The sequence below is a fragment of the Nocardiopsis rhodophaea genome, assembly GCF_039530945.1.
GTDB lineage: Bacteria > Actinomycetota > Actinomycetes > Streptosporangiales > Streptosporangiaceae > Nocardiopsis_C > Nocardiopsis_C rhodophaea.
The window spans coordinates 33,471-57,910 of the sequence record NZ_BAAAPC010000021.1; the positions used below are offsets into that span (position 1 = coordinate 33,471).

Annotated in this window: 21 protein-coding genes and 1 pseudogene; 14 read left to right on the plus strand and 8 right to left on the minus strand. The window is 69.9% G+C overall.

The genetic code is table 11. From position 1 onward, the window contains the following. Positions 1-142 precede the first annotated feature (142 nt). The 3 genes from ABD259_RS20990 to ABD259_RS21000 all read right to left on the minus strand — a co-directional run bounded on the left by ABD259_RS20990 (position 143) and on the right by ABD259_RS21000 (position 3,660). On the minus strand, positions 143-952 hold the full coding sequence (locus ABD259_RS20990) for an enoyl-CoA hydratase-related protein (RefSeq protein WP_344105364.1): 810 nt from the start codon (positions 950-952) through the stop codon (positions 143-145). 63 nt (positions 953-1,015) lie between these two features. Next, the gene (locus tag ABD259_RS20995; RefSeq protein ID WP_344105362.1) at positions 1,016-1,822 is read right to left on the minus strand and encodes a protein phosphatase 2C domain-containing protein; all 807 of its coding nucleotides are present in this window, start codon (positions 1,820-1,822) and stop codon (positions 1,016-1,018) included. Between the two features lie 206 nt (positions 1,823-2,028). Further along, positions 2,029-3,660 carry an FAD-binding oxidoreductase gene (locus ABD259_RS21000; RefSeq protein ID WP_344105360.1) on the minus strand — a complete coding sequence of 544 codons (1,632 nt, stop codon included), beginning with the start codon at positions 3,658-3,660 and terminating at the stop codon, positions 2,029-2,031. A 17-nt stretch (positions 3,661-3,677) separates the two neighbouring features. On the opposite strand from ABD259_RS21000, the gene ABD259_RS21005 reads away from it, so the two are divergent. Together ABD259_RS21005 and ABD259_RS21010 are read left to right on the plus strand one after the other, a co-directional pair. Next, positions 3,678-4,322 carry a TetR/AcrR family transcriptional regulator gene (locus tag ABD259_RS21005; protein WP_344105358.1) on the plus strand — a complete coding sequence of 215 codons (645 nt, stop codon included), beginning with the start codon at positions 3,678-3,680 and terminating at the stop codon, positions 4,320-4,322. A 50-nt stretch (positions 4,323-4,372) separates the two neighbouring features. Then, positions 4,373-5,911 (plus strand): glycerol-3-phosphate dehydrogenase/oxidase, encoded by a 1,539-nt coding sequence (locus tag ABD259_RS21010; protein WP_344105356.1) that lies wholly within the window; start codon positions 4,373-4,375, stop codon positions 5,909-5,911. A 59-nt stretch (positions 5,912-5,970) separates the two neighbouring features. Here ABD259_RS21010 and ABD259_RS21015 read toward each other — a convergent pair whose 3' ends face one another. Both ABD259_RS21015 and ABD259_RS21020 read right to left on the minus strand, forming a co-directional pair. After that, complete coding sequence (locus ABD259_RS21015; RefSeq protein WP_344105354.1) at positions 5,971-6,858, minus strand: SCO6745 family protein; 888 nt, start codon at positions 6,856-6,858, stop codon at positions 5,971-5,973. 113 nt (positions 6,859-6,971) lie between these two features. Next, a complete protein-coding gene (locus ABD259_RS21020; protein WP_344105352.1) occupies positions 6,972-7,457 on the minus strand; it encodes an inorganic diphosphatase in 486 nt (161 codons plus the stop codon). Positions 7,458-7,630: 173 nt separating this feature from the next. Between ABD259_RS21020 and ABD259_RS21025 the strand changes: the two genes are divergently transcribed. The 5 genes and pseudogenes from ABD259_RS21025 (at position 7,631) to ABD259_RS21040 (ending at position 11,841) form a co-directional block, all read left to right on the plus strand. Continuing rightward, positions 7,631-8,488, plus strand: a complete 858-nt coding sequence (locus tag ABD259_RS21025) for a metallophosphoesterase family protein (protein WP_344105350.1) — start codon at positions 7,631-7,633, stop codon at positions 8,486-8,488. Further along, a complete protein-coding gene (locus ABD259_RS21030; RefSeq protein ID WP_344105348.1) occupies positions 8,485-9,150 on the plus strand; it encodes a 4'-phosphopantetheinyl transferase family protein in 666 nt (221 codons plus the stop codon). Before ABD259_RS21025 ends, ABD259_RS21030 begins: the two co-directional genes overlap by 4 nt. A 162-nt stretch (positions 9,151-9,312) precedes the next feature. Beyond that, entirely contained in the window at positions 9,313-9,897 is a 585-nt protein-coding gene (locus ABD259_RS21035) for a TetR/AcrR family transcriptional regulator (protein ID WP_344164776.1), read from the plus strand. Positions 9,898-10,844: 947 nt separating this feature from the next. Continuing rightward, positions 10,845-10,931, plus strand: a pseudogene (locus ABD259_RS25940) (polyketide synthase docking domain-containing protein); the annotation flags it as partial. Between the two features lie 295 nt (positions 10,932-11,226). Beyond that, positions 11,227-11,841 carry a DUF4352 domain-containing protein gene (locus ABD259_RS21040; RefSeq protein WP_344105342.1) on the plus strand — a complete coding sequence of 205 codons (615 nt, stop codon included), beginning with the start codon at positions 11,227-11,229 and terminating at the stop codon, positions 11,839-11,841. Positions 11,842-12,136: 295 nt separating this feature from the next. On the opposite strand, the gene ABD259_RS21045 is transcribed toward ABD259_RS21040, so the two are convergent. Continuing rightward, positions 12,137-12,406: a PLD nuclease N-terminal domain-containing protein gene (locus ABD259_RS21045; protein ID WP_344164779.1), complete on the minus strand. Its 270-nt coding sequence runs from the start codon at positions 12,404-12,406 to the stop codon at positions 12,137-12,139. Positions 12,407-12,805: 399 nt separating this feature from the next. Between ABD259_RS21045 and ABD259_RS21050 the strand changes: the two genes are divergently transcribed. From ABD259_RS21050 to ABD259_RS21075, 7 genes are all read left to right on the plus strand, one after another. Beyond that, positions 12,806-13,537, plus strand: coding sequence for a hypothetical protein (locus ABD259_RS21050; RefSeq protein ID WP_344164782.1), 732 nt, complete (start codon positions 12,806-12,808; stop codon positions 13,535-13,537). Positions 13,538-14,028: 491 nt separating this feature from the next. After that, positions 14,029-15,897 carry an ABC transporter ATP-binding protein gene (locus ABD259_RS21055; RefSeq protein ID WP_344164842.1) on the plus strand — a complete coding sequence of 623 codons (1,869 nt, stop codon included), beginning with the start codon at positions 14,029-14,031 and terminating at the stop codon, positions 15,895-15,897. Positions 15,898-15,983: 86 nt separating this feature from the next. After that, positions 15,984-16,163 carry a hypothetical protein gene (locus tag ABD259_RS21060; RefSeq protein WP_344105336.1) on the plus strand — a complete coding sequence of 60 codons (180 nt, stop codon included), beginning with the start codon at positions 15,984-15,986 and terminating at the stop codon, positions 16,161-16,163. A gap of 265 nt (positions 16,164-16,428) precedes the next feature. Further along, positions 16,429-18,042, plus strand: coding sequence for an acyl-CoA carboxylase subunit beta (locus ABD259_RS21065; RefSeq protein WP_344105334.1), 1,614 nt, complete (start codon positions 16,429-16,431; stop codon positions 18,040-18,042). A gap of 35 nt (positions 18,043-18,077) precedes the next feature. Then, positions 18,078-18,308 (plus strand): acyl-CoA carboxylase subunit epsilon, encoded by a 231-nt coding sequence (locus tag ABD259_RS25945; protein ID WP_425573554.1) that lies wholly within the window; start codon positions 18,078-18,080, stop codon positions 18,306-18,308. Continuing rightward, positions 18,305-19,084 (plus strand): thioesterase II family protein, encoded by a 780-nt coding sequence (locus tag ABD259_RS21070; protein WP_344105329.1) that lies wholly within the window; start codon positions 18,305-18,307, stop codon positions 19,082-19,084. Before ABD259_RS25945 ends, ABD259_RS21070 begins: the two co-directional genes overlap by 4 nt. A gap of 985 nt (positions 19,085-20,069) precedes the next feature. After that, positions 20,070-22,925 carry a helix-turn-helix transcriptional regulator gene (locus ABD259_RS21075; RefSeq protein WP_344164845.1) on the plus strand — a complete coding sequence of 952 codons (2,856 nt, stop codon included), beginning with the start codon at positions 20,070-20,072 and terminating at the stop codon, positions 22,923-22,925. A gap of 129 nt (positions 22,926-23,054) precedes the next feature. On the opposite strand, the gene ABD259_RS21080 is transcribed toward ABD259_RS21075, so the two are convergent. After that, positions 23,055-23,240 carry a P-loop NTPase family protein gene (locus ABD259_RS21080; RefSeq protein WP_344105324.1) on the minus strand — a complete coding sequence of 62 codons (186 nt, stop codon included), beginning with the start codon at positions 23,238-23,240 and terminating at the stop codon, positions 23,055-23,057. Then, positions 23,209-23,808 carry an ATP-binding cassette domain-containing protein gene (locus ABD259_RS21085; protein WP_344105322.1) on the minus strand — a complete coding sequence of 200 codons (600 nt, stop codon included), beginning with the start codon at positions 23,806-23,808 and terminating at the stop codon, positions 23,209-23,211. Before ABD259_RS21085 ends, ABD259_RS21080 begins: the two co-directional genes overlap by 32 nt. Positions 23,809-24,440 lie beyond the last annotated feature (632 nt).

The following is a 24,440-nucleotide window of genomic DNA, read 5'->3' on the forward strand; positions in this document are numbered from 1 at the left end:
GTGGGAAGAGTCGGCACCCGCTCCGCCGCTCCCCGCCTCCGGCCGTCGCGCACGTCGTCCTTGGCCGTGGGGATAATCGACCGAATAATCGACGTCGGTATTCGGTCGATTATCCCCACGGCCAACGAATGGGGTCGGGTGGTCAGCCGCGCGGCGGCAGGCCGCGGAACTCTGGCGGGCGCTTCTCCTGGTAGCTCGCGACTCCCTCCGCGAAGTCGGGGGTGTCGAAGACCGGGGGCATAAGCGCGTCGGCCTCAGCCGTCGCCGCGTCGAGACTACTCTCCAGCGCTCGGTAGACCTGCCCCTTGATCGACGCCATCGAAGCGGGCGAGCAGGTGGCGGCGAGAACGCGGGCATACTCCAGGGCGGCGTCCAGCACCTGATCGCTCGGCAGCGCCCGGTCCACCATCCCCATCCGCTCGGCCTCGGCGCCGCGCACCACGCGCGACGAGAGCAGCAGGTCCAGGGCGCGGCTCGTCCCGACGAGCTGGGGGAGCTGCCAGGCGATGCCGTACTCGGCGATCAGGCCCCGTTGGCTGAACGCCGTGGTGAACTTGGCGTCATCGGCGGCGAAACGAAGATCGGCGAAGAGCGCCACCACCAGGCCGACACCGGCTACCGGCCCGTTGATGGCGGCGATCACCGGCTTGCGCAGTGCGGTGGGAAACGACAGTGGGCGCGCTCCGTGCCTGAAGGTCTCCGTGTCGACGGAGGCCAGCGCCTCCATGTCGGCCCCCGCGCAGAACCCGCGCCCCGCCCCGGTGACCACGATGACGCGCACGGCGGAGTCGTCGTCGGCCTCCGCCATCAGGTCGAAGAGCCGCTGCTCCATCACGGGGTTCCAGGCGTTGAGCTTGGCAGGCCGATTCAGAGTGAGCAGCAGGACGCCGTCCCGCTCCTCCCGCAGTACCTGGCTCTGGGGATCACGGGCCCACTCGGGCGTCTCGGCCATGTCGCCTCCTTGTCAGGGGGTACGCGGCGAGAGCGATCCTACCCGCCAGTAGCATGACGCCCGTCACCCGGGGCGCGCTCGTGGGGCACCGAAACCGCCCACCAGGGCCGTGGCGTCATCATGGCGCTTCCCGCGCGGCACACCGTGGCGGCGCTCCTCGTTCCGCACCCACGAGATAAGGGCGTGGGGACCCTCCTTGCGAAGGCACAGCCAGACCTGCTCCCAGGAGTGGCCGTAGTACTCCACCAGTCGGGTGCAGCCGTCGGTCATCAGCGCGAAGCGGCCGCCGGCAGTGGCGACGGTGCCGGTGACGGCCTCGGAGGCGGCCTCCACCCGGGCCCCGGCCACCCAGAACCCACCCCGCGCGTTGCGCGACGCGCGGACCAGTTCGCGCGTGTAGGGGCGCCCGCCGGGAAGATGGTCGAGGCGGTCGTCGGACACGGCGGCCACCCCACCGTCCTCGGTCTCGAAGATCACCGCGGAATCGGCGAGGACCAGGTATTCGAGGCGAACGTCCGTCGGGCTGAAACCACCGGAGCGCGTGTCGGCCTCACCACGGCGCACGAGGGCGACGGTGCTCGACGGGCTGTCGGGGTTCTCCAGATCGCAGTCGCCCCCGTGGGCGGCCCGCGTGCGCTCGATCGCCGCCGCGAGCACGTCGGTCAGGGGAGCGCGGCGCTCGGCGCCCAACTCCGCCGCGAGCGCCGAGGCCAGCCGGTCGACCAGCCAGCCGACGCCGTGCCGGCACCCGCTGTCGACCCCCGGGGCCGCCGTCGCCCCGTCGAGGACGAACGCCCAGTCCATCCCCGCGGCGACCCGGTCCTCATTGGCCGCACCCTGGCCCTGTTCACTCGCGTATTCGATGCGCACGGTAGGCAAGCGTAGGCGGAACGGCCCGGTCGCCCCCGCCGTCCGGGCCGTCGGTCCCGATGCCGCTCAGGCAGACCCGCGACCATCTGCCCCCGCACACGCCCCGGCAGACAGACGGCCCCGGCCGCCACCGCCGGGAGAGGGGGAGAGGAGAAGGGCGGAGGCGGCAGCGGCCGGGTGGTGTGAGGTGATGGTGGGGGAGCCCGTCAGGTCCTGGGGTCTTCGCCGGTCTCGCCTGCCGCGTCCGGGATGAGCTTGCCGGGGTTCAGGATGCCCACCGGGTCGAGAGCCGACTTGACCGCGCGGAGGATGTCGGCGCCGAGCGGGCCGATCTCGGACGTCATCCACGGGCGGTGGTCGGCGCCGACCGCGTGGTGGTGGCTGATCGTCGCGCCGTGCTCGGCGATCGCGTTGCTGGCCGCCCGCTTGGCGCGGGCCCAGCGCGACAGCGGGTCGGCGCCAGCGGCCGTCACCACGGTGAAGTACAGGGACGCCCCGGCCGGGTAGGTGTGGGAGATGTGGCACATGGTCACCACGCCGCCCTCGGGGCCCTCCAGCGCCTCCTTCAGGGCCGCGTTGACCGCCTTGTAGAGCGGGAGCACACCCGACCAGGTGGTGGCGGTCTCCAGGGTCTCGCTGAGGACGCCCGCGGACAGCAGTGTGTCGCGCAGGTAGGGGCCGTGGAAGCGGGAGTGCCGCCAGTCGGCGACCGGCTCTGTGCCCAGCGGGGTGCCACCGCAGTCGGTGAGGACCCGGGTCACCGTCGCCCGGCGGGCCTCGACCTCGCCGGCGTCGGTGCCGTCGAAGCCCACGACCGCCAGGCAGCCGGTGGCCGCCTCCTTGCCGGACAGAGCGGCGTTGACGAAGGTCTCGGTCTCGTCCGACAGCCGTGCGGTGGTGGGGCGGAGGGTGGACTGCGCGAGTCGCTGGAGGGCGGCGGCGCCCGTCGCGTAGTCGGGGAAGGACCACGCCTCGTCGTGTTGGACGTCGGGGAGGGGGCGCACCCGGAGCGTCACCTCCGTGATCACGCCGAACGTGCCCTCAGAGCCGACCAGCAGCTGGCGAAGGTCCGGCCCGGCGGCCGACGCCGGGGCGCGGCCCAGGTCCAGGGTGCCGCGGGGCGTGGCCGCCTTCAGCGCCATCACCATGTCGTCGAACCGCCCGTACCCCGCCGACGCCTGGCCGCTGGAGCGCGTCGCCGCGTACCCGCCGATCGTGGCGTACTCGAAGCTCTGCGGCAGGTGGCCGAGCGTGTAGCCGTGCGCGGACAGCAGCTCCTCGGCCGCGGGTGTGCGCAGGCCCGCCCGGAGCGTCGCGGTCATCGACTCGTCGTCGACGGACACCAGCTGGTCCAGCCGGCGCAGGTCGAGTGAGACCACGGACGCGAAGCCGCCGCGGAGCGCGTCGACCCCGCCGACGACGCTGGTCCCGCCGCCGAAGGGGACCACGGCGACGCGGTGCTCGGCGCAGGCCCGCAACACGGCCACGACCTCGTCGTGGTCGGCGGGCAGCACCACCGCGTCGGGCGCGGGGTCGGCGTCACCCGCGCGGCGGCGCAGCAGGTCGGGTGTGCTCTTGCCGCCGCTGTGCCGAAGCCGCGCCGGGGCGTCGGTCCGCACGTGTTCCGCGCCCACCGCGGCCTCCAACGCGGCACGCGCGCTGGCGTCCAGGGCCGAGGAGGGCAGGCGCACGTCCGCCTCGTCAACGGGCGGCAGGTCCCGCAGTTCGGCCCCGAGTGTCTGCGCGATGAGGTCCCGGAGGGGCTCAGACAGCGGTGCGGCCTGCTTGGGGTCGCCCCACGCGAACCAGGACATCTCTGCGGCGCGGTTCGTACTCATGAAGTACAATTTTACACATGACGTCAAGACGTAACGTTCAGGATGAGGTCCTCGACGCGACCCGCGCCTGCGTGGAGGCGTTCGGGATCCGCCGTACGACGCTCACCGACGTCGCCCGCCGAGCCGGCGTGAGCCGCCCCACCGTCTATCGCCGCTGGCCCGACGTCACCTCGCTCGTCGCCGACCTCCTCACGCGGGAACTGCGCGCGATACTGCTCGCCCACAAGGTCGGCCGCGCCGAACTCTCCGCCCGCGACAACGTCGTCATCCAGGCGGCGGGCGTGCTTCGCGCCCTCCTGACGCACCCCCTGTTCACCCGGATCGTCGACAACGAGCCGGAACTCCTCGCCACCTACACCTTCCAGCGCCTCGGCACCGGTCAGTCGGCGGCGCTCGAACTGCTGCGCCCGGAGGTCGAGGCGGGCCAGCGCGACGGCTCGATCCGCCGCGGCGACCCCGACGCCATGGCCCGCATAGTCCTGCTGACGGTGCAGAACACGGCGACCTCGCGCCGTCTCACCTCCGACGTGATGACCGAGGAGCAGCTGGTCAACGAGGTGCGCGTGATGCTGAACAGCTACTTGGCGCCAATGTCCACCACCACTGCCGAAGAAGGCGCGGCGACAGCGACGTCGACCGCCTCCGCTCCGCCCCGCGAGTGACCCCCCGGGGCGACCCACCAGCCAATGAGGAAGGGTGAGGTGCTGTACCGATGATCCGATCGACGTCGCTCAACGCGGCCCGGCGTGCCCGCGAGCTCAACGAGCTCGCCGCTGCTCCGAACGTGGACGTACTGGTTATCGGCGCCGGGGTGACCGGTGCCGGGGCCGCACTGGACGCCGCCGCCCGCGGGCTCAGCGTCGCCCTCGTCGACCGGCACGACCTCGCGTTCGGCACCAGCCGGTGGAGCTCCAAGCTCGTCCACGGCGGGCTGCGCTACCTCGCCAAGGCCCAGTTCGGTGTCGCCTACGAGAGCGCGCGCGAGCGCGACGTGCTGATGCGCGCGACCGCCCCGCACCTGGTCCGGACCATGCCCATGGTGGTGCCGCTGCATAAGGGCCTGGACACCGCCCACGCCGCCGTGACCCGTGCCGGGGTGGGGATGGGTGACCTGCTGCGGGTGGCGGCCGGGACGGACAAGCGCACCCTGCCCCGCTCCCGGCGGCTCAGCCGCGTCCAGACGGCCCGGCTGCTGCCCGGCGTACGCGGGACCGGGCTGCGCGGCGGCATCCTCTCCTTCGACGGCCAGCTCACCGACGACGCCCGACTGGTCGTGGCCCTAGCCCGCACGGCGGCCGGCCTCGGCGCCCGCGTGATCACCCGCTGCGCGGCCGACGAGGCCGCGGGCGACGGGGCGGTTCTCCGCGACACCCTCACCGGCGAGCGGCTGCACCTGCGCGCACGCGCGGTGATCAACGCGACGGGTGTGTATGCGGGCGAGGTGGTCCCCGGCCTCCGGATGCGCCCCAGCAGGGGCACGCACCTGGTGGTGCCCGAGGAAGCGCTGGGCCACCCGCGAACCGCCATCACCATCCCGGTGCCGGGCAGCTTCAACCGGTTCGTCCTCGTCCTCCCGCAAGGCGACGGCCGGGCGTTCGTCGGACTCACCGACGAGCCGGTGGAGGGACCCCTCCCCGACGTGCCCGAGCCGCCGGAATCCGACATCGCGTTCCTGCTCGACGTCGTCAACAGCGTCGCCGCGTCCCCGCTTTCGCGCTCCGACGTGATCGGTGCCTACGCCGGGCTGCGCCCCCTCCTCGACACCGGCGACCACTCCAGCGCCGACCTCTCCCGCAAGCACGCCGTGCTGACCTCCGATAACGGTGTCATCAGCGTCGTCGGCGGCAAACTCACCACCTACCGGCACATGGCCGAGGAGGCCGTGGACACTGCCGTGCGGACCGCGGCTCTGGCGGCCGGAACATGCACAACGAGGGAGCTTCCGCTGGTCGGCGCCGCGGACCGCAACACGTTGGACGGGATTCCGGTGTCGCGCCGCCTGATCGCCCGCTACGGGACGGAGGCCTCGGCCGTCATCGACGAGGCCGCGGGCGACCCCGCCCTGCTCGCCCCGGTCGTCAACGGGGTCAGCCGGGCCGAGCTGCGCTTCGCGGTCCGCCATGAGGGCGCGCTGGACGTCTCCGATCTCCTGGACCGCCGCACCCGCATCGGCCTGGTCCCCGAGGACCGCGCCGCCGCCGCAGCCGCGGCCGAGGAAGCCCTGGACGAGGAGGCCCTGGACCAGGGCTGAGGTACGGTCGCCGCGGCCGCCCCGACGCCCTGGTCGCCTCCGGTCGGCCGCGGGCCCGCTCAGTCGCGCTTCCTGGTACCGGGCAGGATGCCCTCCGCGCGGATGGCCGCGGCGAAGGGGGAGGCCAGCTCGACCAGGCGGCGGCAGCCGTCGGCGCCGAGCGTTTCGAAGGCGGGAAGCGACAGGGCGTCGGTCCGCGCTTCCAGGTCGTCGCGCAGGCGCTGGCCGGCCTTGGTCAGGGACAGCGCGCCCTCGCCACCGACGGCGACGACGCCGCGGTCGACCAGCCGGTCCACGGCGGCGTCCCACGTCTCCTCGCTCCACCCCCGGCCCTTGCGCAGGCTGCGCGCCCGGTAGATCCCCGTCGCCGCGTAGCTCACCAGCGCCTCAACGGCGTCCAGTTCGGCGTCGAGCAGGAGGGCGATGTGGCCGTCGCCGCGGAACTCGCGGATCAGCGTCGCGGCGTGCCAGAGCACCAGGTGCGGCTCGTCGGGCCAGGGCAGCCCGGCGTGGGCGGCGAAGAGCGGACGGCCGTGCAGGTGCCGCGCGGCTGCCTCCGCCGCGGTACGGGCGAGGTCCGCGGCCTCCCGGAGCTCCGGCGACTCCACCGTCTGCGCGCCGAGCATCCGGCGCAACGCCTCGTCCGCGACCTTCAGCCGGGTGCGCAGCACCGTCTGCGGCGAGGCCACCGACCAGGCGTCGGGGATGAAGCCGCGAACCACCTCGGGGTTGAAGTTGTAGAAGGTGGCGGCGACCACCTCCGGGCCGACGGGCCCCAGCGGAGCCGCGCGCGACGCGAAGTACATGCTGGGGAGCGACTCCAGGCCGACACCGTGGAAGGCGGGCGCCGCCTCGGGAGTGAAGTAGATCTGCGTGTGGATCGGCTCGACTTCCGCCCACGCGGCGCGGGCGAGGTCGGGTGTGGCGGGTGGGGTCGACGAAGGCATGGGAGAGCTCCGTTCCGCGCAATGGTTCACCGACCGCAGAGTACGGTGTGCTGCCGCCCACGGTACCGAGCCGTGTTCGGTTTCGAGGCGGCGCCCCCGCCCCACGCACGCCCTCAGGCGGTCTGCGCCGCGCGCTGCTGTGCGTCGAGCACCGTGGCCTCCGCCGCCGCCCGATCCTGCCAACCGCGGACCTCCGAGCTCTTGCCGGGCTCCAGCAGCTTGTAGATCTCGAAGAAGTGGGTGATCTCGTTGAGCTGGAACTCGGGGATGTTGCGCAGGTCGCGGACGTGCTCCAGGCGCGGGTCGCGGGCCGGCATGCACAGGATCTTGGCGTCCGGACCGCCCTCGTCCCGCATCCAGAACACCGCCACGGGCCGCACCAGCACCTCGCACCCGGGGAACGACGGCTTGTCCAGGGGGACCATCGCGTCCAGCGGGTCGCCGTCCTCGGCGAGCGTGTCGGGGATGTAGCCGTAGTCGGCCGGGTACTGCGTCGCGGTGAACAGGGTGCGGTCCAGCCGGATCCGGCCCCGCTCGTGGTCCATCTCGTACTTGTTGCGCGATCCCTGCGGGATCTCCACCACCATCCGAAATTCCATGACGACTTCCCTCGCAGCGATGGGTTCGCGAGCGCACGCGGACCTGTCTCCCCACTGTGGCAGAGAGGTCCATGTTACGGGAGGGACTTTGGAGGGGTTTCGGGTGTTTTTCGGTGCGGATCAGCGGGAGATAGGGGTGACGTCGCGATCACCCCTTCCGTAGGGTGGATCGGGTGAATTCAGCGCGTTTGCACTCCGGAAATCTGCTCGCGGTCAGCGATCTGCACGTGGCGCACCCGGAGAATCGAAAGGTCCTGGAAGAGCTCCGCCCGCGGACATCGGAGGACTGGCTGATCGTCGCCGGCGACGTGGGTGAACTCAGCGCCGATATCGAATGGGGGCTGGCGACCCTCAGCGAACGGTTCGCCAAGGTCATCTGGGTCCCCGGAAACCACGAGCTGTGGACGCACCGGGAGGACGCCGTCCGGCTGCGCGGAGAGCACCGCTATCGGCACCTGGTGGAGATCTGCCGCTCCCTCGGCGTCGTCACTCCGGAGGACCCCTACCCGGTCTGGGAGGGCGCGGGCGGCCCGGTCGTGGTCGCGCCCCTGTTCGTGCTCTACGACTACAGCTTCCTCGCCCCGGGGACCTCGAACTCCGAGGAGAGCCTCGCCAAGGCCTACGACGCCGGTGTGGTGTGCACGGACGAGGTGATGCTGCACCCCGACCCCTACCCGACCCGGACGGCGTGGTCTGCCGCTCGGGTCGAGTCGACCGAGCAGCGCCTCAGCCAGGTCGACCCACAGCTGCGGACCGTCCTGGTGAACCACTGGCCGCTGGTCCGCGAACCCACGCGCATCCTGCGCTACCCGGAGTTCGCGCAGTGGTGCGGCACCGAGCGCACCGCCGACTGGCACGTGCGCTTCCGCGCCGAGGCGGCGGTCTACGGACACCTGCACATCCCGCGCACGACCGTCCATGACGGCGTGCGCTTCGAAGAGGTCTCGATCGGCTACCCGCGCGAGTGGAAGCCGCGGGGCGGCCACGGCGGGCTGCGCCGGATCCTGCCGGTGGAGGAGGGCACCGCGTGATCGGGGAGCTGCTGCCCTCCGGGGCGGTCGGGGTCGAGGCCTTCGACGACCGGGTCGACGCCCGCCTCTTTCCGGAGGAGGAGGCGCTGCTGACCCGGGCCGTGGACAAGCGGCGCCGGGAGTTCACCACGGTCCGCGCCTGTGCCCGCGACGCCCTGGCCGCACTCGGCTTTCCGCCCGCGCCCCTGCTGCCCGGCGAGCGTGGCGCGCCCGGGTGGCCGCAGGGCGCGGTGGGCAGTATGACGCACTGTGCCGGATACCGGGCCGCCGCGGTCGCCCGCGCGGCCGACGTGGAAACGATCGGGATCGACGCCGAACCGCACGACGCTCTTCCGGACGGTGTCCTGGAGGCCATCGCCCTTCCGGAGGAGCGGGTACGGCTGAAGAATCTGGCCGCCGGAGACCCGGGCGTGTTCTGGGACCGGCTGCTCTTCAGTGCCAAGGAGTCGGTGTACAAGGCCTGGTTCCCACTGGCGCGCATGTGGCTGGGTTTCGAGGAGGCCGACATCGCCATCGCCCCCGAGGGGCGGACCTTCTCGGCGCGCCTGCTGGTGGAGGGGCCGGTGGTCGATGGCCGCCGGCTGGGCGGGTTCGAAGGCCGCTGGATGATCGACAACGGCGTGGTCGTCACCGGAATCGCGGTGCCCAAGGGGTGCGCGTAGCGAACGGGGAAGGCCAGCGAGCAACAGGGATCTGTCACGCTAAGCGCTCCTACCGGTAACGGACGGAAACTGGTCACAAAGTTGCCGGTGGAATCGTTGAACTTAAAATAGACGTTTGTCTAGCCAGCGGGATACGATGTTGAAATGGGACATCGTGGGGACTTGCTCGCGGGCGCTAAACACTGCCTGTACGAAAAGGGCTACGCGCGCACAACGGCGCGGGACATCGTGGCGGCTTCGGACACGAATCTGGCGTCAATCGGCTACCACTTCGGCTCGAAAGAGGCGTTACTTAACGAAGCGCTTATTCAAGCGTGCACAGAGTGGTATGAGGAGTTGGAGCGGGCTCTGCTCGTCGAACTCGCCCCGGCGGCCGGCGCCTTGGATCGCTTCGAAACGGTGTGGAGCCGCGTCGTCGAGCTGTTCGACGAGCACAGGTCGCTGTGGATCGCCAACTTCGAGGCGCTCGCGCAGATCGAACGGGCCCCGGAAGTCCGCAGAATTCTCGCTGCTTCCCAGCAGGCGGTGCGTGAGGCGATGGCCTCGTGGTTCCCCGACCAGGATTCCGGCGGCGAGAGGAAGCCGCCGCCCGAGGTCGGTGCCCTTCTCCAAGCGCTGCTGATGGGCGTGATGGCGCAGTGGCTCATCGACCCGCAATCGGCGCCCAGCGGGCGTGACCTGGCCAACGGCCTGCGCAGAATCGGGGTCGGCATGGGCCCGGTTCGCGAGACCCCCCGCGGACAGTGAATCAGGGGCCGGAGGCGCCCGGTCGGGCTCTGGGGCAGGGAGTCCGCACGGACGCCTCCGGTGTGTGACGGCGTGCCCGCGATGGTCGATGACCTGCGCGGCCACACGCGTTCACCGAGTGGACAGTCGCCGGTACCGACCGGACCGGCGGCGACCCTCACAGCACCGTTCAGACGAGAGGGGAAACCGGGTGAACGGTGGAGTGGAGAGCCTGCGCGGTGTCAGCAAGGGGGCAAGCCGCGTCATTCCTACCGCCGGCCGGGGCTCTCGGGAGGTCCATGCCGGTTCGGTCCGCTAGGGAACCGCACGTCGGCCCGTAGGCCGTCGGTACCGCCGCCGTGCGCGCACTTTCGCACGAGTGAACCTCCCTCGACGCTATACGTACTTACGTCTTAGCCGTGCGTATAACCGTCATCTTGAGCGTAACCCATCCGGGAGGCGCTGAATCGTCCGAAACTAGGGGCTTTTCGGGCGCTGTTGGCGCTTGCGGGGGAGGGCAAGATCGTCGGCGGCACAACCGAAAGCCGCCACCTGGCGGTACGTGCTTCGAGTGATCGAGTCACGACGTAGAGTTTTCACTGCTACTCAACGGTAACAATCAGGTCACGGGGATGATTCGGGGTGAACACGGCAGCGGGCGCGGGGGTGTTCCGCCGCTAGGGGGAGGAGGGACGAGCTCGGGGCGGCTACCCCTCGGGGGCGCTCAGTAGCGTGCAAGTGGATATTCCGGTGCCTCGATGTGGATTTCCGTGAATTCTCCAGCGTGGCTCGATAAGCGGAGGCCAGTGATGACGGCAACGGTCGCAGAATCTTCTCGACGGTGCTGGGGCGAAACCGAACCAGGGAATTCGAGAGGCGAACTCGGTCCGTGGGTGGGGTCGCCCCGCCCTCGTGTGCGGCGCGGCTCCGACACATCGGCGCGTGGTTTACCTGATTGATTCAGTGCGGTGGCGTGGGTCAATAACAAGAAGAAACTTCTCGATTACCTGAAGCGGGCGACAGCCGATCTGCGCGAGGCGCGCAAGCGTATTGCCGAAGCTGAACAGCGGGACCGCGAACCGGTCGCCATCGCGGGCATGGCCTGCCGTGCCCCGGGGGGACGTGGGCTCCTCCGACGACCTGGGCGCGAGCGAATGGTCCAGCGACGCGAAGTCGAAGAATGGTGGGCCGCCTCGCCCCTTCTCCTCCTAGCTGGCGATCACGGCGTGACGCGCCACCGGGAGCACTGCTGCGCTGGTGACCGACATCGGCCACCTCACCCGAGCTTGGGCCAACCGCGGCCTTCCCGAGATACCGTCGCCCCTCATCCCCCGAATTTAGGAGACCTCCATGACAGGGACCGGCAGGCTCATCATCGGCGCTGTGGCGGGAGCCATCGTGTTCTTCGGCGCCGGGTTCGCTGTTGGCTGGTACGCGTTCCAAGCCAACCTGGCGGCCAGTCTCAACGACGCCGCGGCCGATATCGAGGCGGGCCTGGACGAGGAGGTCCCCGCGGAGGAATTCGCGGACGAACCGACCGAGGAAGACCTGCCCGAGGCCGTGGCGATCGGTAAGAGCGCCTCGGACGGGTTCTGGGATATCAAGGTCACCGGCGTCGAGCGCAAGGACGCGGTGAGCGGGTCGTACAGCAACGCGAAAGCCGATGAGGACTGGGAGTTCCTCATCCTGGACGTCGAGTTCACCAACGCCTCGGACGCACCGCAGACGGTGGACATTGATACCTCAGAGGTGATGGACGCGGACGGGTCGCGGTACGCCTACCACTCGGATGCCGCCTATGCGTTGGATGAAGAGGACGCCCTCTATGAGGAGCCCAACCCCCAGCAGTCGTTCGAGCTACGTATCCCGTTCGAGGTCCCGGCCGGTCAGAAGATGGATAAGGCGCTGCTGACCGGGACGTATGACGAGACGGGGCTCGTGGTCGTCGATATCAGCGGCGAGTAGCCTCCGCGCGCAGCGCCCCCTGTGTCAGGGGCGGGCGGTCGACGCTAGCTGGCGGGCCCTCCACGCGGTCCGCCTTCGTCGTCGCTGACCGCGTGCCCGGCGATTCAGGCGTTGGCGGCGCGTGAAGTAGGGCGCCCACGGCGTCGGCCCCGACGCGGTTGAAGCACGGCACAGACGTCGTGGGCCAGATCGCGGTCGCTGCATATGGCTGCGAAGAAGGTGGCACGCCCCTCGGCACTGCAGCGTCGGCGGTTGAAAGACGGAGCCGTCCGGGGTGCGGCGGGTCGAGGCGGCATCACCGCCGCGCCACGTTGGCCGCGTTCCTCCTGCCGATCGCGAACCAGCACAGGGCGCCGAGGAACGGCGCGCAGATGATGAAGATCGCCCACACCAGCTTCATCCCGCCCTCAAGCCGCGACGTCAGGCTGCCGAGGAAAGCCGCGATGATGAACGCGAAGTACGCCACCACGACGAGACCGACCAGGGTCAGAACGGCCACAGACCCCCACGGGTCGGTGTTGGCGAGCAGGGTGGTCTCGTCGGTGAACATGGTACTTAGTCCCATTCAGTCGATTTCAGCGTCCCTTCCACGCTAGAAACCGCCACCGGCCCCCGCGTCGGCCGGTAGAACCACTTTCCGTTACGACTGAAGTCGGCGATCCGGCCCTGAGCGCATCCCATCGTCGATCTTGGCGGCGGCGGACAGCGGGGCGCGGAGCAGGGCCGCCACTGCCAGGCGGAAAATGTGGAGCGTACCGGGACGCGTCGGCGCCGCGGCCGTCGGCCCTGATGGGTTGGTCCTCACCACGGGCGGCAGCCTCGTCATCCCACGGGGAGGCGGGCAGCTCCACCCGAGCGGCCGGGTCCCGGCCCGCCCGCGGGCCGTCGCCCGGGGCGGGCCTGTCGTTGCGGGGCGATGGCGGGAGGCCGCTCCACAGCGCCCGCGAATTGGGACAATCGCGACATGCACGCCCTTATGCCCAGTCGGATCCTGCGCAGCACCGCAGGCACCCTCCTCGCCCTGCTCTTCTGCCTCGCAGTGCTGGCCTTGACCGCCTCCTTCCTGATCGCATATGTGCCCGACGGGGACCGGGCCTACCGCGCCTACCAGCAGGCCCGCCCCTGCCCTTCCCCGCCCCAGGAGGCGGCCGACTGCCTGTGGCGCCAGGAGTTCACCGCCTCCGATATCGTCGTCGGCCGCGGTAGGAGGGAAACCGGGGGTGTGACGCTCACCGCCGAGGACGGCTCCTGGTGGAGGGCGCGCTCCTCCGAGCCCGGCCCAGTGCTGAGGCGCCTGGAGTGGGGCCAGAAGGTCACCGGCACCGTGTGGCGGGGCCGTCTGACCGAGATCGCGACCGAGGGCGTGTCCCAGCGCACCGAGCATTTCCCGGTCGACATGCGCAACCGGACCCTGACCTTCGCGCTCATCATCGCCCCCTCGGGGCTGATGGCGGCCGCCGTGTGCCTGTGGCGGCTGCTGCGGCGCCGGGAGCCGACCAGGGCGATGGTGGCCACGCTGGGGCTGAGTGAGGCCCTGCCGTTCGCCGGGGTCTTCTGCGCGATGGCGCTGGCCGACGACGGGCACGACCCGTTCTGGCCCACCGTCGCGGCCTGGCTGCCGGTCGCTGGCCTGATGGCCCTGTCGACCTGGGTCTATGCCACCCACGACCCCCCTGAGGACGATCCCCTGCCCTAGCCGTACTCCCCGGGCAGATTGCCAACGGTTCCCGGTCGCGATGGTGGTGGAAGGCGGGCGGCCGGTCGCGGCGCGCCGTCACCGCGACGGCCTCCCAGGCGACACACGCGTCGAGGACATCCGGGACCAGGTGTGCGACGCCCCATCCTTCCAGGCGAAATCGAACACTCTCCGGTGGCCGAAAGCGCGTCGGGCGGGGAGCGCGAGACGGTCAACCCCCTCCGCTGCCCGTGCCCGGGTCATCCGCTTTCCCGGCGCCGCCTGGGGACCACTCGGTGGACGCCGCGTGTGCTGGCGGCATTCGACCGGCATTGCGGTCGTGGCCCTGTGCCCGAAATTTCGGGAAACCACGGCGCGGTCATGGGATCCTCCCGCAAGCTGGGGCGCATAACTCCCTGTCAGTCCTGTGAGGTGATGAGCGCTTGATGCGACCCTGGCGCCGACGCCGTCCGGCCGCCGCACCGCGGCCTTTCGCTGAACCGTTGCCGGAGGTGAAGGCCAGCCGCTACAGCCCCTGGGCCCAGGAACTGGAATCCACCTCGATCTGGCAGATCGCGGCACGGCTGCCCGCCTTGGTGGTGACGGCGCTGCGGTGGTCGTGGCGGGCCAGCTCCCGCGACACCGCGGCGACGCTGGGGTTGAACGTGGCGGCCGGGGTGTTCACCGCGTTCGGGCTGATCGCGGTGGCCGGGGTGCTGGAGTCGCTGTTCAGCGCGGGGCCGACCCCGGATCGGGTGCGGGCGGCCCTGCCGTCCCTGCTGCTGGTGGCCGGGGCCGCGGTGACGCGCGGGGCGCTGGCCGCCGGCGGAGGGTGGGCACAGGCGCGGCTGGCGCCCCAGGTCGAGCGCGCGGTCGAGCTGGAACTCTTCCGGCTGACCTCCCGCATCCGGCTGGAGGCGTTCGACGACTCGGACTTCGCCGACACGATGTACCGCGCGCGTGACCGCGGCACGCGCGAGGTCGCGCGGATGGTCATCCACACCGTCGACGTCCTGACGGCGCTGATCGGCCTGGTCGCGGTCGCCGGGGTGCTGTCCGTTCTGCACATCGTCCTGCTCCCGCTGCTGATACTGACGGTGCTGCCCGACGGCTGGGCGGCGGTGCGCGCGGCGCGTATCCGCTACGCCAAGCTGCGCGAGATGACGACCACCCGGCGCCGCGAGGTCATCATCGGTGACCTGCTCGCCGACCGCTCCTCGGCCGCGGAACTGCGCGCTTACAACATGCGCCCGTTCCTCCTGGACCAGTACAAGGCCACCGCCGACCACGTGCGCGACGCCCTGCTCGGAGTGGCCCGCCGCCAGGCCCTGGTGCGCTCCACCGGCGACGCCGTCTCCGGCGCGGCCACGGGCCTCACCTACACCGCTCTGGGCGGCCTGCTGGTGACCGGCGCTACGCCGTTGTCGGTCGCCGGAACCGCGGTCCTGGCCATCCGGCAGGGCCAGACCTCACTCAGCCAGCTGCTGTCCAGCGTCAACGCCTGTTACGAGTCCGGGCTGTTCTTCTACGACTTCCTGGAGTTCTGCGAACAGGCGCGCACCCGCTTCCCCGAGCCCGCCAGCCGCGCCCTACCCGGGCCGCTGGAGGTGCTGTCCACACGTGGTCTCGTGTTCGCCTACCCGGGGGCGGACGAGCCGGCCCTGCGCGGCGTGGACATCGAGATCCGCCGGGGCGAGGTGGTCGCGTTGGTGGGGGAGAACGGTTCAGGCAAGAGCACGCTGGCGCGGCTGCTGTCCGGCCTCTACACGCCTCAGAGCGGCGCGGTGCTGTGGAACGGGGTCGACCTGGCGACCGTCGTTCCGGAGGAGTACCGCGCACGCGTCGGTTTGATCAGCCAGGACTACACACAGTGGCCGCTGTCGGCGCGGCGCAACATCACCATGGAGGAATCGTCCGACGACACCCGGCTGCAACGGGCGTTGAAGCTGAGCGGCGCCGACGAGGTCGTCGCCGAACTTCCCCACGGCCTGGACACGCTGTTGGACAAGCGGTTCGTCGACGGTGCCGACCTCTCCGGCGGGCAGAAGCAGCGCATCGCCGCGGCCCGGGGCCTGTACCGGGATGCCGACCTGGTGGTGGCCGACGAACCGACCGCCGCCCTGGACGCGCGCGCCGAGCATCGGCTCTTCGACACCCTGCACTCCGCGGCGGCCGAGCGCACCGTCCTGCTCATCACCCACCGGCTCGCCTCGGTGCGGATGGCCGACCGCATTTACGTCCTCGACCACGGCCGGGTGGTCGAAGAGGGAACGCACTGGCAGCTCATGGCCCTCCCCAACGGGCACTATCGGCAGTTGTTCTCCCTACAGGCCGACGCCTACACGGGGGTGACCGTCCCCGTGCACCAGGAAGAATCGTGAATTCCTCGCGTGTCGTCGCTAGATGATGGAGTCCGGTGTCTGAGGAGGTAGCGGACAGGGCGAAGGGGGTGCCCGATGGTTAAGTCGTGACACGAAAACTGGACACCCTCAACGGCCTCATCGGCGCGCAGACCCCGGAGCGGTTCGATGGGTGCCCGGCGGCCTTCCGCTATGAGCGCCCATCTCCGCTCGCGCCATCCGACGCGGGCCATAAGTCGGCGCTGCGGACGGGATTGCTGCGCGCCGAAACCACGCACGCGGAGTAGTGGCGCGTTTTCGGGAGAGCATGATCCACGAGGTCGTCGCCTCGGCGCCGCGAGTAGGGGGAAGTGCATCGAGCTTAGGGGATGAGAACTGTAGCGACATTCGACCAGTTCTCGATTTAATGAATGTTGGCTTGATTATCCGAACGTATGTCCGGGCCCGGTCCGCCCCCAGGACGGGGCCCGGAGTACGGGTGCGCGGGGGCAGGCGCCGGCCGCGGCCGGGCCGGGTCGCGTGGAAATCGCCTGACCGAACGGAAGGATGCGGATGACCCTGACAGAAGCTGACGACATCGGGGGAACGGGGACCACGGACAGCGCGGCGTCACCCCCTGACCTGCGGGCGCGTGTGGCCGAACTGAGCGAGTTCGCCGACGCTGCCCGCCAGGGCCCCGGACTGCGGGCCACCGAGGCACAGTGGGCCAAGGGCAAGCTGACCGTGCGCGAGCGGATCGATCTCCTCTTCGACGAGGGCACCTTCCGCGAGATCGAACGGTTCCGCCGCCACCGTGCCTCCGGCTTCGGTCTGGAGGCCCGCCGCCCCTACACCGACGGTGTCGTGACGGGCTGGGGACTGGTCCACGGCCGCAAGGTCTTCGTCTATGCCCACGACTTCCGAATTTTCGGCGGCTCCCTGGGCGAGGCGCACGCGGAGAAGATCCACAAGCTCATGGACCTGGCCGAGTCGGCGGGGGCACCCCTCGTCGCCCTGAGCGACGGCGCCGGGGCGCGGATCCAGGAGGGCGTCACCGCTCTGGCCGGCTACGGCGGCATCTTCCGCCGCAATGTCCAGGCCTCCGGCGTCATCCCGCAGATCAGCGTCATGCTCGGGCCGTGCGCCGGCGGCGCCACCTACTCGCCGTCACTCACCGACTTTGTGTTCATGGTCGAGGGCACCGCGCAGATGTACATCACCGGCCCCGACGTCGTCCAGTCGGTGACCGGTGAGGAGATCAGCCACGAGGACCTCGGCGGCGCCCGGGTGCACGCCTCGGTCTCGGGCGCGAGCGGCTTCATCTACGACGACGAGAAGGAGTGCATCGAGGAAGTCCGCTACCTGCTGTCGCTGCTGCCGCAGAACAACCGCGAGCTTCCGCCCGCCGTGCACTGCGACGATCCCGCCGACCGGCGCAATGACACCCTGCTCGACCTGGTCCCGGCCGACCCCAACCGCTCCTACGACATGCGCGCGGTGATCGAGGAGATCGTCGACGACGGCGACCTGTTCGAGGTGCACGCGTCCTGGGCCACCAACATCATCTGCGGCTTCGCCCGGATGGACGGGCACGTGGTGGGCATCGTCGCCAACCAGCCGGCCTCCCTGGCCGGTGTGCTCGACATCCACTCCTCGGAGAAGGGGGCGCGCTTCGTCCAGGTCTGCGACGCCTTCAATATCCCCCTGCTGACGCTGGTCGACGTCCCCGGGTTCATGCCCGGCAAGGACCAGGAGCACGGCGGCATCATCCGGCATGGCGCCAAGCTGCTGCACGCCTACTGCGCGGCCACCGTGCCGCGGATCCAGCTCATCGTCCGCAAGGCCTACGGCGGCGCCTACATCGTGATGGACTCCCGCTCGATCGGGTCCGACCTGTCGTTCGCCTGGCCGACCAACGAGATCGCGGTGATGGGCGCCGACGGCGCGGCCAACGTCGTCTTCCGCCGCGAGATCGCCGCCGCCCCCGACCCCGAGACGGCGCGGGAACAGCGGATCAAGGAGTACCGCGAGGAGCTCATGCACCCCTATTACGCCGCCGAGCGCGGTCTGGTTGACGACGTTATCGACCCAGCGCTGACCAGGGCGACCCTCATCGACGCCCTGGAGATGCTGCGCACCAAGCACGCACCGCTGCCCGCCCGCAAGCACGGCAACCCGCCCGTCTGATGGGCGCGGAACAGGAGGGCCGGGAGGCCCCGTTCATGCGGATCGTCCGGGGCTCCCCGGACGACGAGGAGATCGCCGCGATCACGGTGGCGGTTATGGCCCTCATGCGGAGCAGGGGCGGGACGCCCAGCACACAGCATTCGGCTCCGCGGCCGGCGCGGTGGACCCAGTGGCGCGGATACTGCCCGCCCGGGGCCTGGGCGGAGGAACATCCGGTGGCGCACGCCGGACGACGGCCGGTCACGGCCAGAAGGGAACCGGAGTGAAGGCGGCACAGTCAGGAGAACGCGGAGGCAGCGGCGCGTGGATCCGCAGATTCCACCCGGCGCCGGAGGCCCGCACGCGTTTGATCTGCTTTCCGCACGCGGGGGGATCGGCCACGTTCTTCCACCCGGTCTCCCAGGCGATGTCCCCGGCGGTCGACGTGCTCGCGATCCAGTACCCCGGGCGCCAGGACCGGCGTTCCGAGCCGTGTGTCGATGACATCGAGAAGCTGGCCGACGTGATCGTGCCGGAACTGCGCGCCTGGATCGACCGCCCTGTGGCCATGTTCGGCCACAGTATGGGGGCATCGCTGGCCTTCGAGGTCGCCCGGCGGCTGGAGCGGGAGGACGTCAGGTCGACCGCCCTGTTCGTGTCGGGGCGGCGGGCGCCAACGGCGTTCCGGGATGAGCGGATCCACCTCGCGGACGATGAGCGGATCATCGCCGAGTTGAAGCGGATGAGCGGGACGGACGCCGCGGTGCTGGGGGACGAGGAGATCCTGCGGATGATCCTGCCGGCCATTCGCGCCGACTACCGGGCCGCCGAGACCTACCGCTACACCCCGGGCCCGGATGTGAGCTGCCCGATCATCGCCATGACCGGCGATGACGACGCCCAGGTGACCCTTGACGAGGCGCGCATGTGGGCGGACCACACCACTGGCGGATTCGACCTGCACGTCTACCCGGGTGGGCACTTCTTCCTGAACGCGCATGCCGCGGCGGTGATGAAGGTGATGACCGATCACATCGAGAGCCGGTCACCGGTGCGGGACTGAGACGGTGTGCTGGTGAAAGGTCTGCAATAGGCGCTGACCGGGAACGGGGCGCGAGGTCGGCCCACCGCTGCGCGGAATGGTCACCGGTGGTGATTTTGGTGCGACGCTCTGATGGGGACCTGAGTTCACGGGGAATGATCGTTTCGTCGAAAGCGAAAACCCCGAGGGGTGAACTCGTGTAATTCCTGTAGCCGTGTCTGCGGGATGGCCGTGTCCGGACATTATCCCAGGTTCAACATCTTGCAGAATGTGGCTGCGGCGGTGTTCGGGCCGCCTACGTCCTCTTCTCGCGTGGGCGGGGCGGAGTGGAGTCGAACGACGTTTAGCATTGACCGTGGGTTCACATCCTCCAGTGAACGGTCCGTTTTGACATTCTGCGGCGCCAAGATCATTTCTGGCTCGTCGAGCATAAATGATCATGGAAAAGCGCGGGATCCGGCGCGCTGGAGGAGGAGTGGAGTTCCGTCAAGGACGCTGCGTGGTCCATCGCGTGACGCCAGGGTGAATCCGGTCGCTCGCTGCCCTGGCCCTACGTGCCACCTCGCCAGCCCAGACGTCGGTCGCCCCGGTGATCAGCGTCCGGGTCGGGGGCGGCTGCCCTGACTGTGTGCTGTTCGAGTACCATGGATTCACATCATTAAGCGCCCCTGAACGTGGTGTGAAGCGCGTGTTTCAGGGGGCCGCCAGTTATCCGGCTTCGGCCCTCAGTGGGCGATTTGTTGACCGGGGGAAGTCTGTGGCCTGTCCTTCGGGTGGCCATTCGTCGCGCTCCCGCTGCCCTTTAGTCGATACCACCGGAAAACACCCGACCGGTACGGCGATAGTGCCGAATAGTGTACACCCGCATGCGGAGAGTCGCAAAGTTAGACGCTTGTACTTCACTTTCTCTCGCGGGTAGGTTGGCGTGGGGCAGAGAGGGGTCCGGGTCTCACCGACTCACCCTTTTATACAGAGACGCAAATAGAGGACGGTGACGCGGATGCAGATGGCGGAGCGGAGACGTGAATTAGAGACATTGAATCGACTGTTCACCGAGAGTGTGAACGGCAAAGGGCAGGTCGTGCTGGTCACCGGTCCTGGGGCGAGCGGCAAGAGCGAACTCGTGAGCGCCTTTCAGGAGCAGGCCGCCGATCAGGGAGCCCTGGTCCTCCGCGCAGCCGGTTCACGCGCGGAGCGCGTTCTGCCGCTCGGCGTGATGGGCCAGCTGTTCCGTTCCGCCGTCCTTCCCCACGGGATGGCAGAGCGGGTGGAGCACCTGCTGCGCCCGGAGCCGATGGGCTTCACCGCTGACGAACCGGATCCGGTCACCCTGGGCCAGCGGCACGCCCACGTCGCCCACGGGCTGTGCGCGCTGCTGCTCGACTTCGCACGTGAGCGTTCCGTGGTGCTGAGCGTCGACGACGTCCACCACGCGGATGGCCCGAGCTTGCAGGCCCTCCTCTACATCCAACGGCGGCTGACATCGAGCCGAGCCATGATGGTGCTCAGCGAATGGCAGCAGCCGCGACCCGCCTACCCGTTGTTCCACGCGGAACTCACCCGGCAGCCCAACTGTGGCCGCATCCGGCTGGCGCCGCTCTCCCCCGCTGGCGTCGAGGATCTGCTGCGGCAGCACATGGGCGGCGAGGACGCCCGACGGCTGTGCCCCGTCTACCACGCGGTCAGCGGCGGCAACCTTGTCCTTCTGCACGGGCTGATCGAGGACCACCACAACAACACCGCGCCCGACAGTGGCGCCGGCGCGGCGGACCTCGTGACAGGCGAGTCCTTTCGCCAGGCGGTCCTGTCCTGCCTGCACCGCTGGGAGCCGCGGCTGCTCGAAGTCGCGCAGGCCGTGGCGCTGCTCGGCCCGTCGGCGTCGACGTTCGCGGTCGCCCGCCTGCTCAAGGTGAAGGCGGCCTCGGTCGAGCCGGTCATGGCCGCGCTGAACATGACGGGCCTGCTCGACGATGTCCGGTTTCGGCACCCAGCGGTCCGCGACGCCGTGCTCGGCGACGTGGCGCCCGAGGGCCGGGCGGTCATGCACCTGCGTGCGGCGCGGCTGATGTACCAGGAAGGGGAGAATCCGGCCGACATCGCCGACCACCTCATCACCGCAGGGGGTGGCGTCGATGAGGACTGGATGGCGGAGATGCTGCGCGACGCCGCCAAGCACGCGCTCGCCATGGGGGCGGTGGAGCGTGCTATCGGGTGTCTCGACCTGGCCGCGCAGGCCTGCGGGGACGAGCGCAGGCGGGCCGTCATCACGGCGCTGCTCGCACGCGTTCAGTGGGGGGTCAACCCCTCGGCGGTCGCCCGCCTGATCCAGCCTCTGACCACCGCGTTCGAGCAAGGGCACCTGGAGAGCGCCGACGTCATGGCGCTCGGCAGGTACCTGCTCTGGCACGGTCGGGGCGTGGAGGCGGCCAAGACGCTCGACTGGTTCCAGGGAGCACAGCACGAGGCCGACACCTGCACGGAGGCGGAACTCAACCTCACCCGGCACTGGCTGCGGCTGTGCCACCCGCGGCTTCCGGCTGCCGACGGCACCCCCTTCTGCATGGCGAACGGTCCGGCGCAGCAGGGGGCGGTGCCCGGACCGCGGGACCGCCTGGCCCAGGGGAGAGGCGGCACGACGGTCGGACGGTATCGGGGAGTGCGCACGGAGGCCACGCTCACCGATGTGATGAACAACGGACGGAGCGACGACGCCATCGGCCGGGCCGAGCAGGTGCTGCAGAGCTGCCGCCTGTCCGAGACCGTTCTCGAATCCGTTCTGGGGGCGCTGCTCGTCTTCATCCACGCCGACCGGCTGGACAAGGCCGTGCAGTGGTGCGTCACGCTCGGGGACGAGGCCAAGGTCCGCGGTCTGCACGCGTGGTCAGCGGTCCTCGCCGACATGCGGGCGCGGATCGCGCTGCGCCAGGGAGACCTCTCGGCGGCCGAGCGGTACGCCCGCCAGGCGCTGACCGACATGTCTCCGCAGAGCTGGGGGGTGGTCGTCGGCTCGCCGATGGCCCACCTGCTCCAGGCGACCACCGCAATGGGTCGGCTTACCGAGGCTGAGGAGCTGACCAGGCGGGTCGTGCCGGAGAACATGACGCAGACCTGGTTCTGGCCCCGCTACCTCTACGCTCGGGGCCACTACTACCTGGCCTCCAACCGGCTGCACGCCGCGCTCGGTGACTTCCAGACCTGCGGATCGCTGGTCAGGGAGTGGGAGCTCGACCTCCCCGGACTGCTGCCGTGGCGAAGCGCGTCCGCCAAGGTGTACCTGCGCCTCGGTCGGCCGGACACGGCGCGGAAACTCGTCGTCGAGCAGCTGGGGCGGCCCGGGGCCGGGAACCCGCGGGTGCGGGGCATGTCGCTGCGGGTCCTCGCGGCCACCAGTGACGTCAAGAAGCGGGCGCCGATGCTCAAGGAGGCGGTGGAGCGCCTTCAGGAGAGCGGTGACCGGCTCGAACTCGCGCTGGCCCTCGCGGACCTCAGCGACGCTCACCACAAGCTCGGCGAGTTCGCCCGCGCCCAGCTGATGGCGCGCCGTGCCAAGCAGATCGCCAAGAGCTGCAACGCCGAGGCACTGTGCCAGCGGTTGCTCCCCAGTGAGGGGCCCGAGGGTGTCGGCGGCGACAAGGCGTCGTCGCCCGAGGCCGAGGTGTTCGCGATACTGAGCGACGCCGAGCGGCGGGTGGCCGCCCTGGCGGCGTTGGGCCACACCAACAGGGAGATCGGGGGAAGGCTGTTCATAACGGTGAGCACCGTCGAACAGCACCTGACCCGGGTCTACCGCAAGCTCAACGTCAACCGGCGCACTGATCTGCCGACCGAGCTCCCCCTGCTCATGGCCGACTGCGCGAGTTGAGACGGGGCCGTCGTGCGGCGTCCCTCCGGCCGCACGAGGCACGACGTTCACACACGATCGATCGGCGCGTAAGAGATCGCACACGCGCGACACCAGGGCGTGCTCATCAGCCGGTGGGCACGCCCTTCGTCAGGGTCGGCCGGGGACCAACCGCCCGTCGACGATCACCGCGGCGTCGTCGCACGCCTCCTCGGCCAGGTCCTCCGCCTCGGTCGACAGGACCACGGTGCCGCCATCGGCCACGTAGGCGCGCAGGATGTCCCGCATCATTTCGGCGGACTCGTCATCGACGCCGACGAACGGGTCGTCGAGCATCAGCAGTCGGGGACTGGGCAGCAGTGCGACGACCAGCCCCCATCTTCTTGCGCAGGCTGGTGGAGTACTTCCGGACGAGCGTGCTCTCGGCCTCGGTGAGGTCCCACAGGCCCAGCAGCTGCTCGGCGCGGACCGCGAGCTTGACCGGGTCCAGCCCGTTCCATATCGCGACGGAGGTCAGCCAGTCCCGGCCGGTCCAGTGGTCGGGAATCGACGGCTCATCGGGCAACGCCCCGAGCACCGCCTTGGCACGCGAGGGTTCCGACCACATGTCCATTCCGAAGATCCGGACATCGCCCTGGTCGGGCGGTAGACCGACCGACATCGACCACAGGGTCGTTTTCCCGGCCCCTTCGGGGCCGACGAGCCCGAAGACGCAGCGATCCGGGACGCGAAGTTCGGCGTGGTCCATCACCAGTTTGTCGCTGAACTGCTTGCACAGACCGCTCAGCTGCAGGGCGAAAGGCTGGCGTGCCTCCGTGTGGGGTATGAGACGGTCCTGTTCATTGCGGAACTCATGGACACCGGGGGCGCTCAGTTCTACCGACGATCGCGCGAGAGATCCCACCTTCGATGATTATGACAGGGTATGTGCTTGTCCTGAAGTTCCCGCAATGGAACGGATATGGTGCAGAATGTCGACCATGTCGTGAGTTTTATGATCTCTGTTCGCACCGCGGGAGAATATCAGTTGGGGGATCGGGCGCGTGCAATTTCCGATGTGGGCGCGCCCGGTTGGGCGAATCGGGCCGCTGTGCACGTCCGGCCGTGCTGTTCGCTTTGGCCTTAACGGCCACGGGGCGTGGTTGGATTGCGGTGGTGAGTATACATACGTCTTAGTCATTTGTGTAGTAAGTATGTTCGCAGTCCCGTCCTGTGGGCGAACCGGGAGGAGTATTTCAAAATTCCAGGTCAGAAAGGATTTTGAGGCGGGCTCGTGTGGCTGGCGGCTGCAGGGAGCGGCCGCGGCGCGAGCCGCTTCCCGGAGCCCCCGCCACCTCGCGATACGGCGCTGTGCGCGGCGCGCGCCCCACGGGTGGGGGCGACGATCGGAACGCACGTCCCACCTCCGAGCTTTTACCGGAGTTTTCCTGATGTCTTTAGCTTCGCAGGTCACGGAGGTGTGCCGCACGGGTGTCTTTACCCCGGACGCGCACGGGTGCTGTCACCACATTCGACGTCGATCCGCATCCCGTCGCC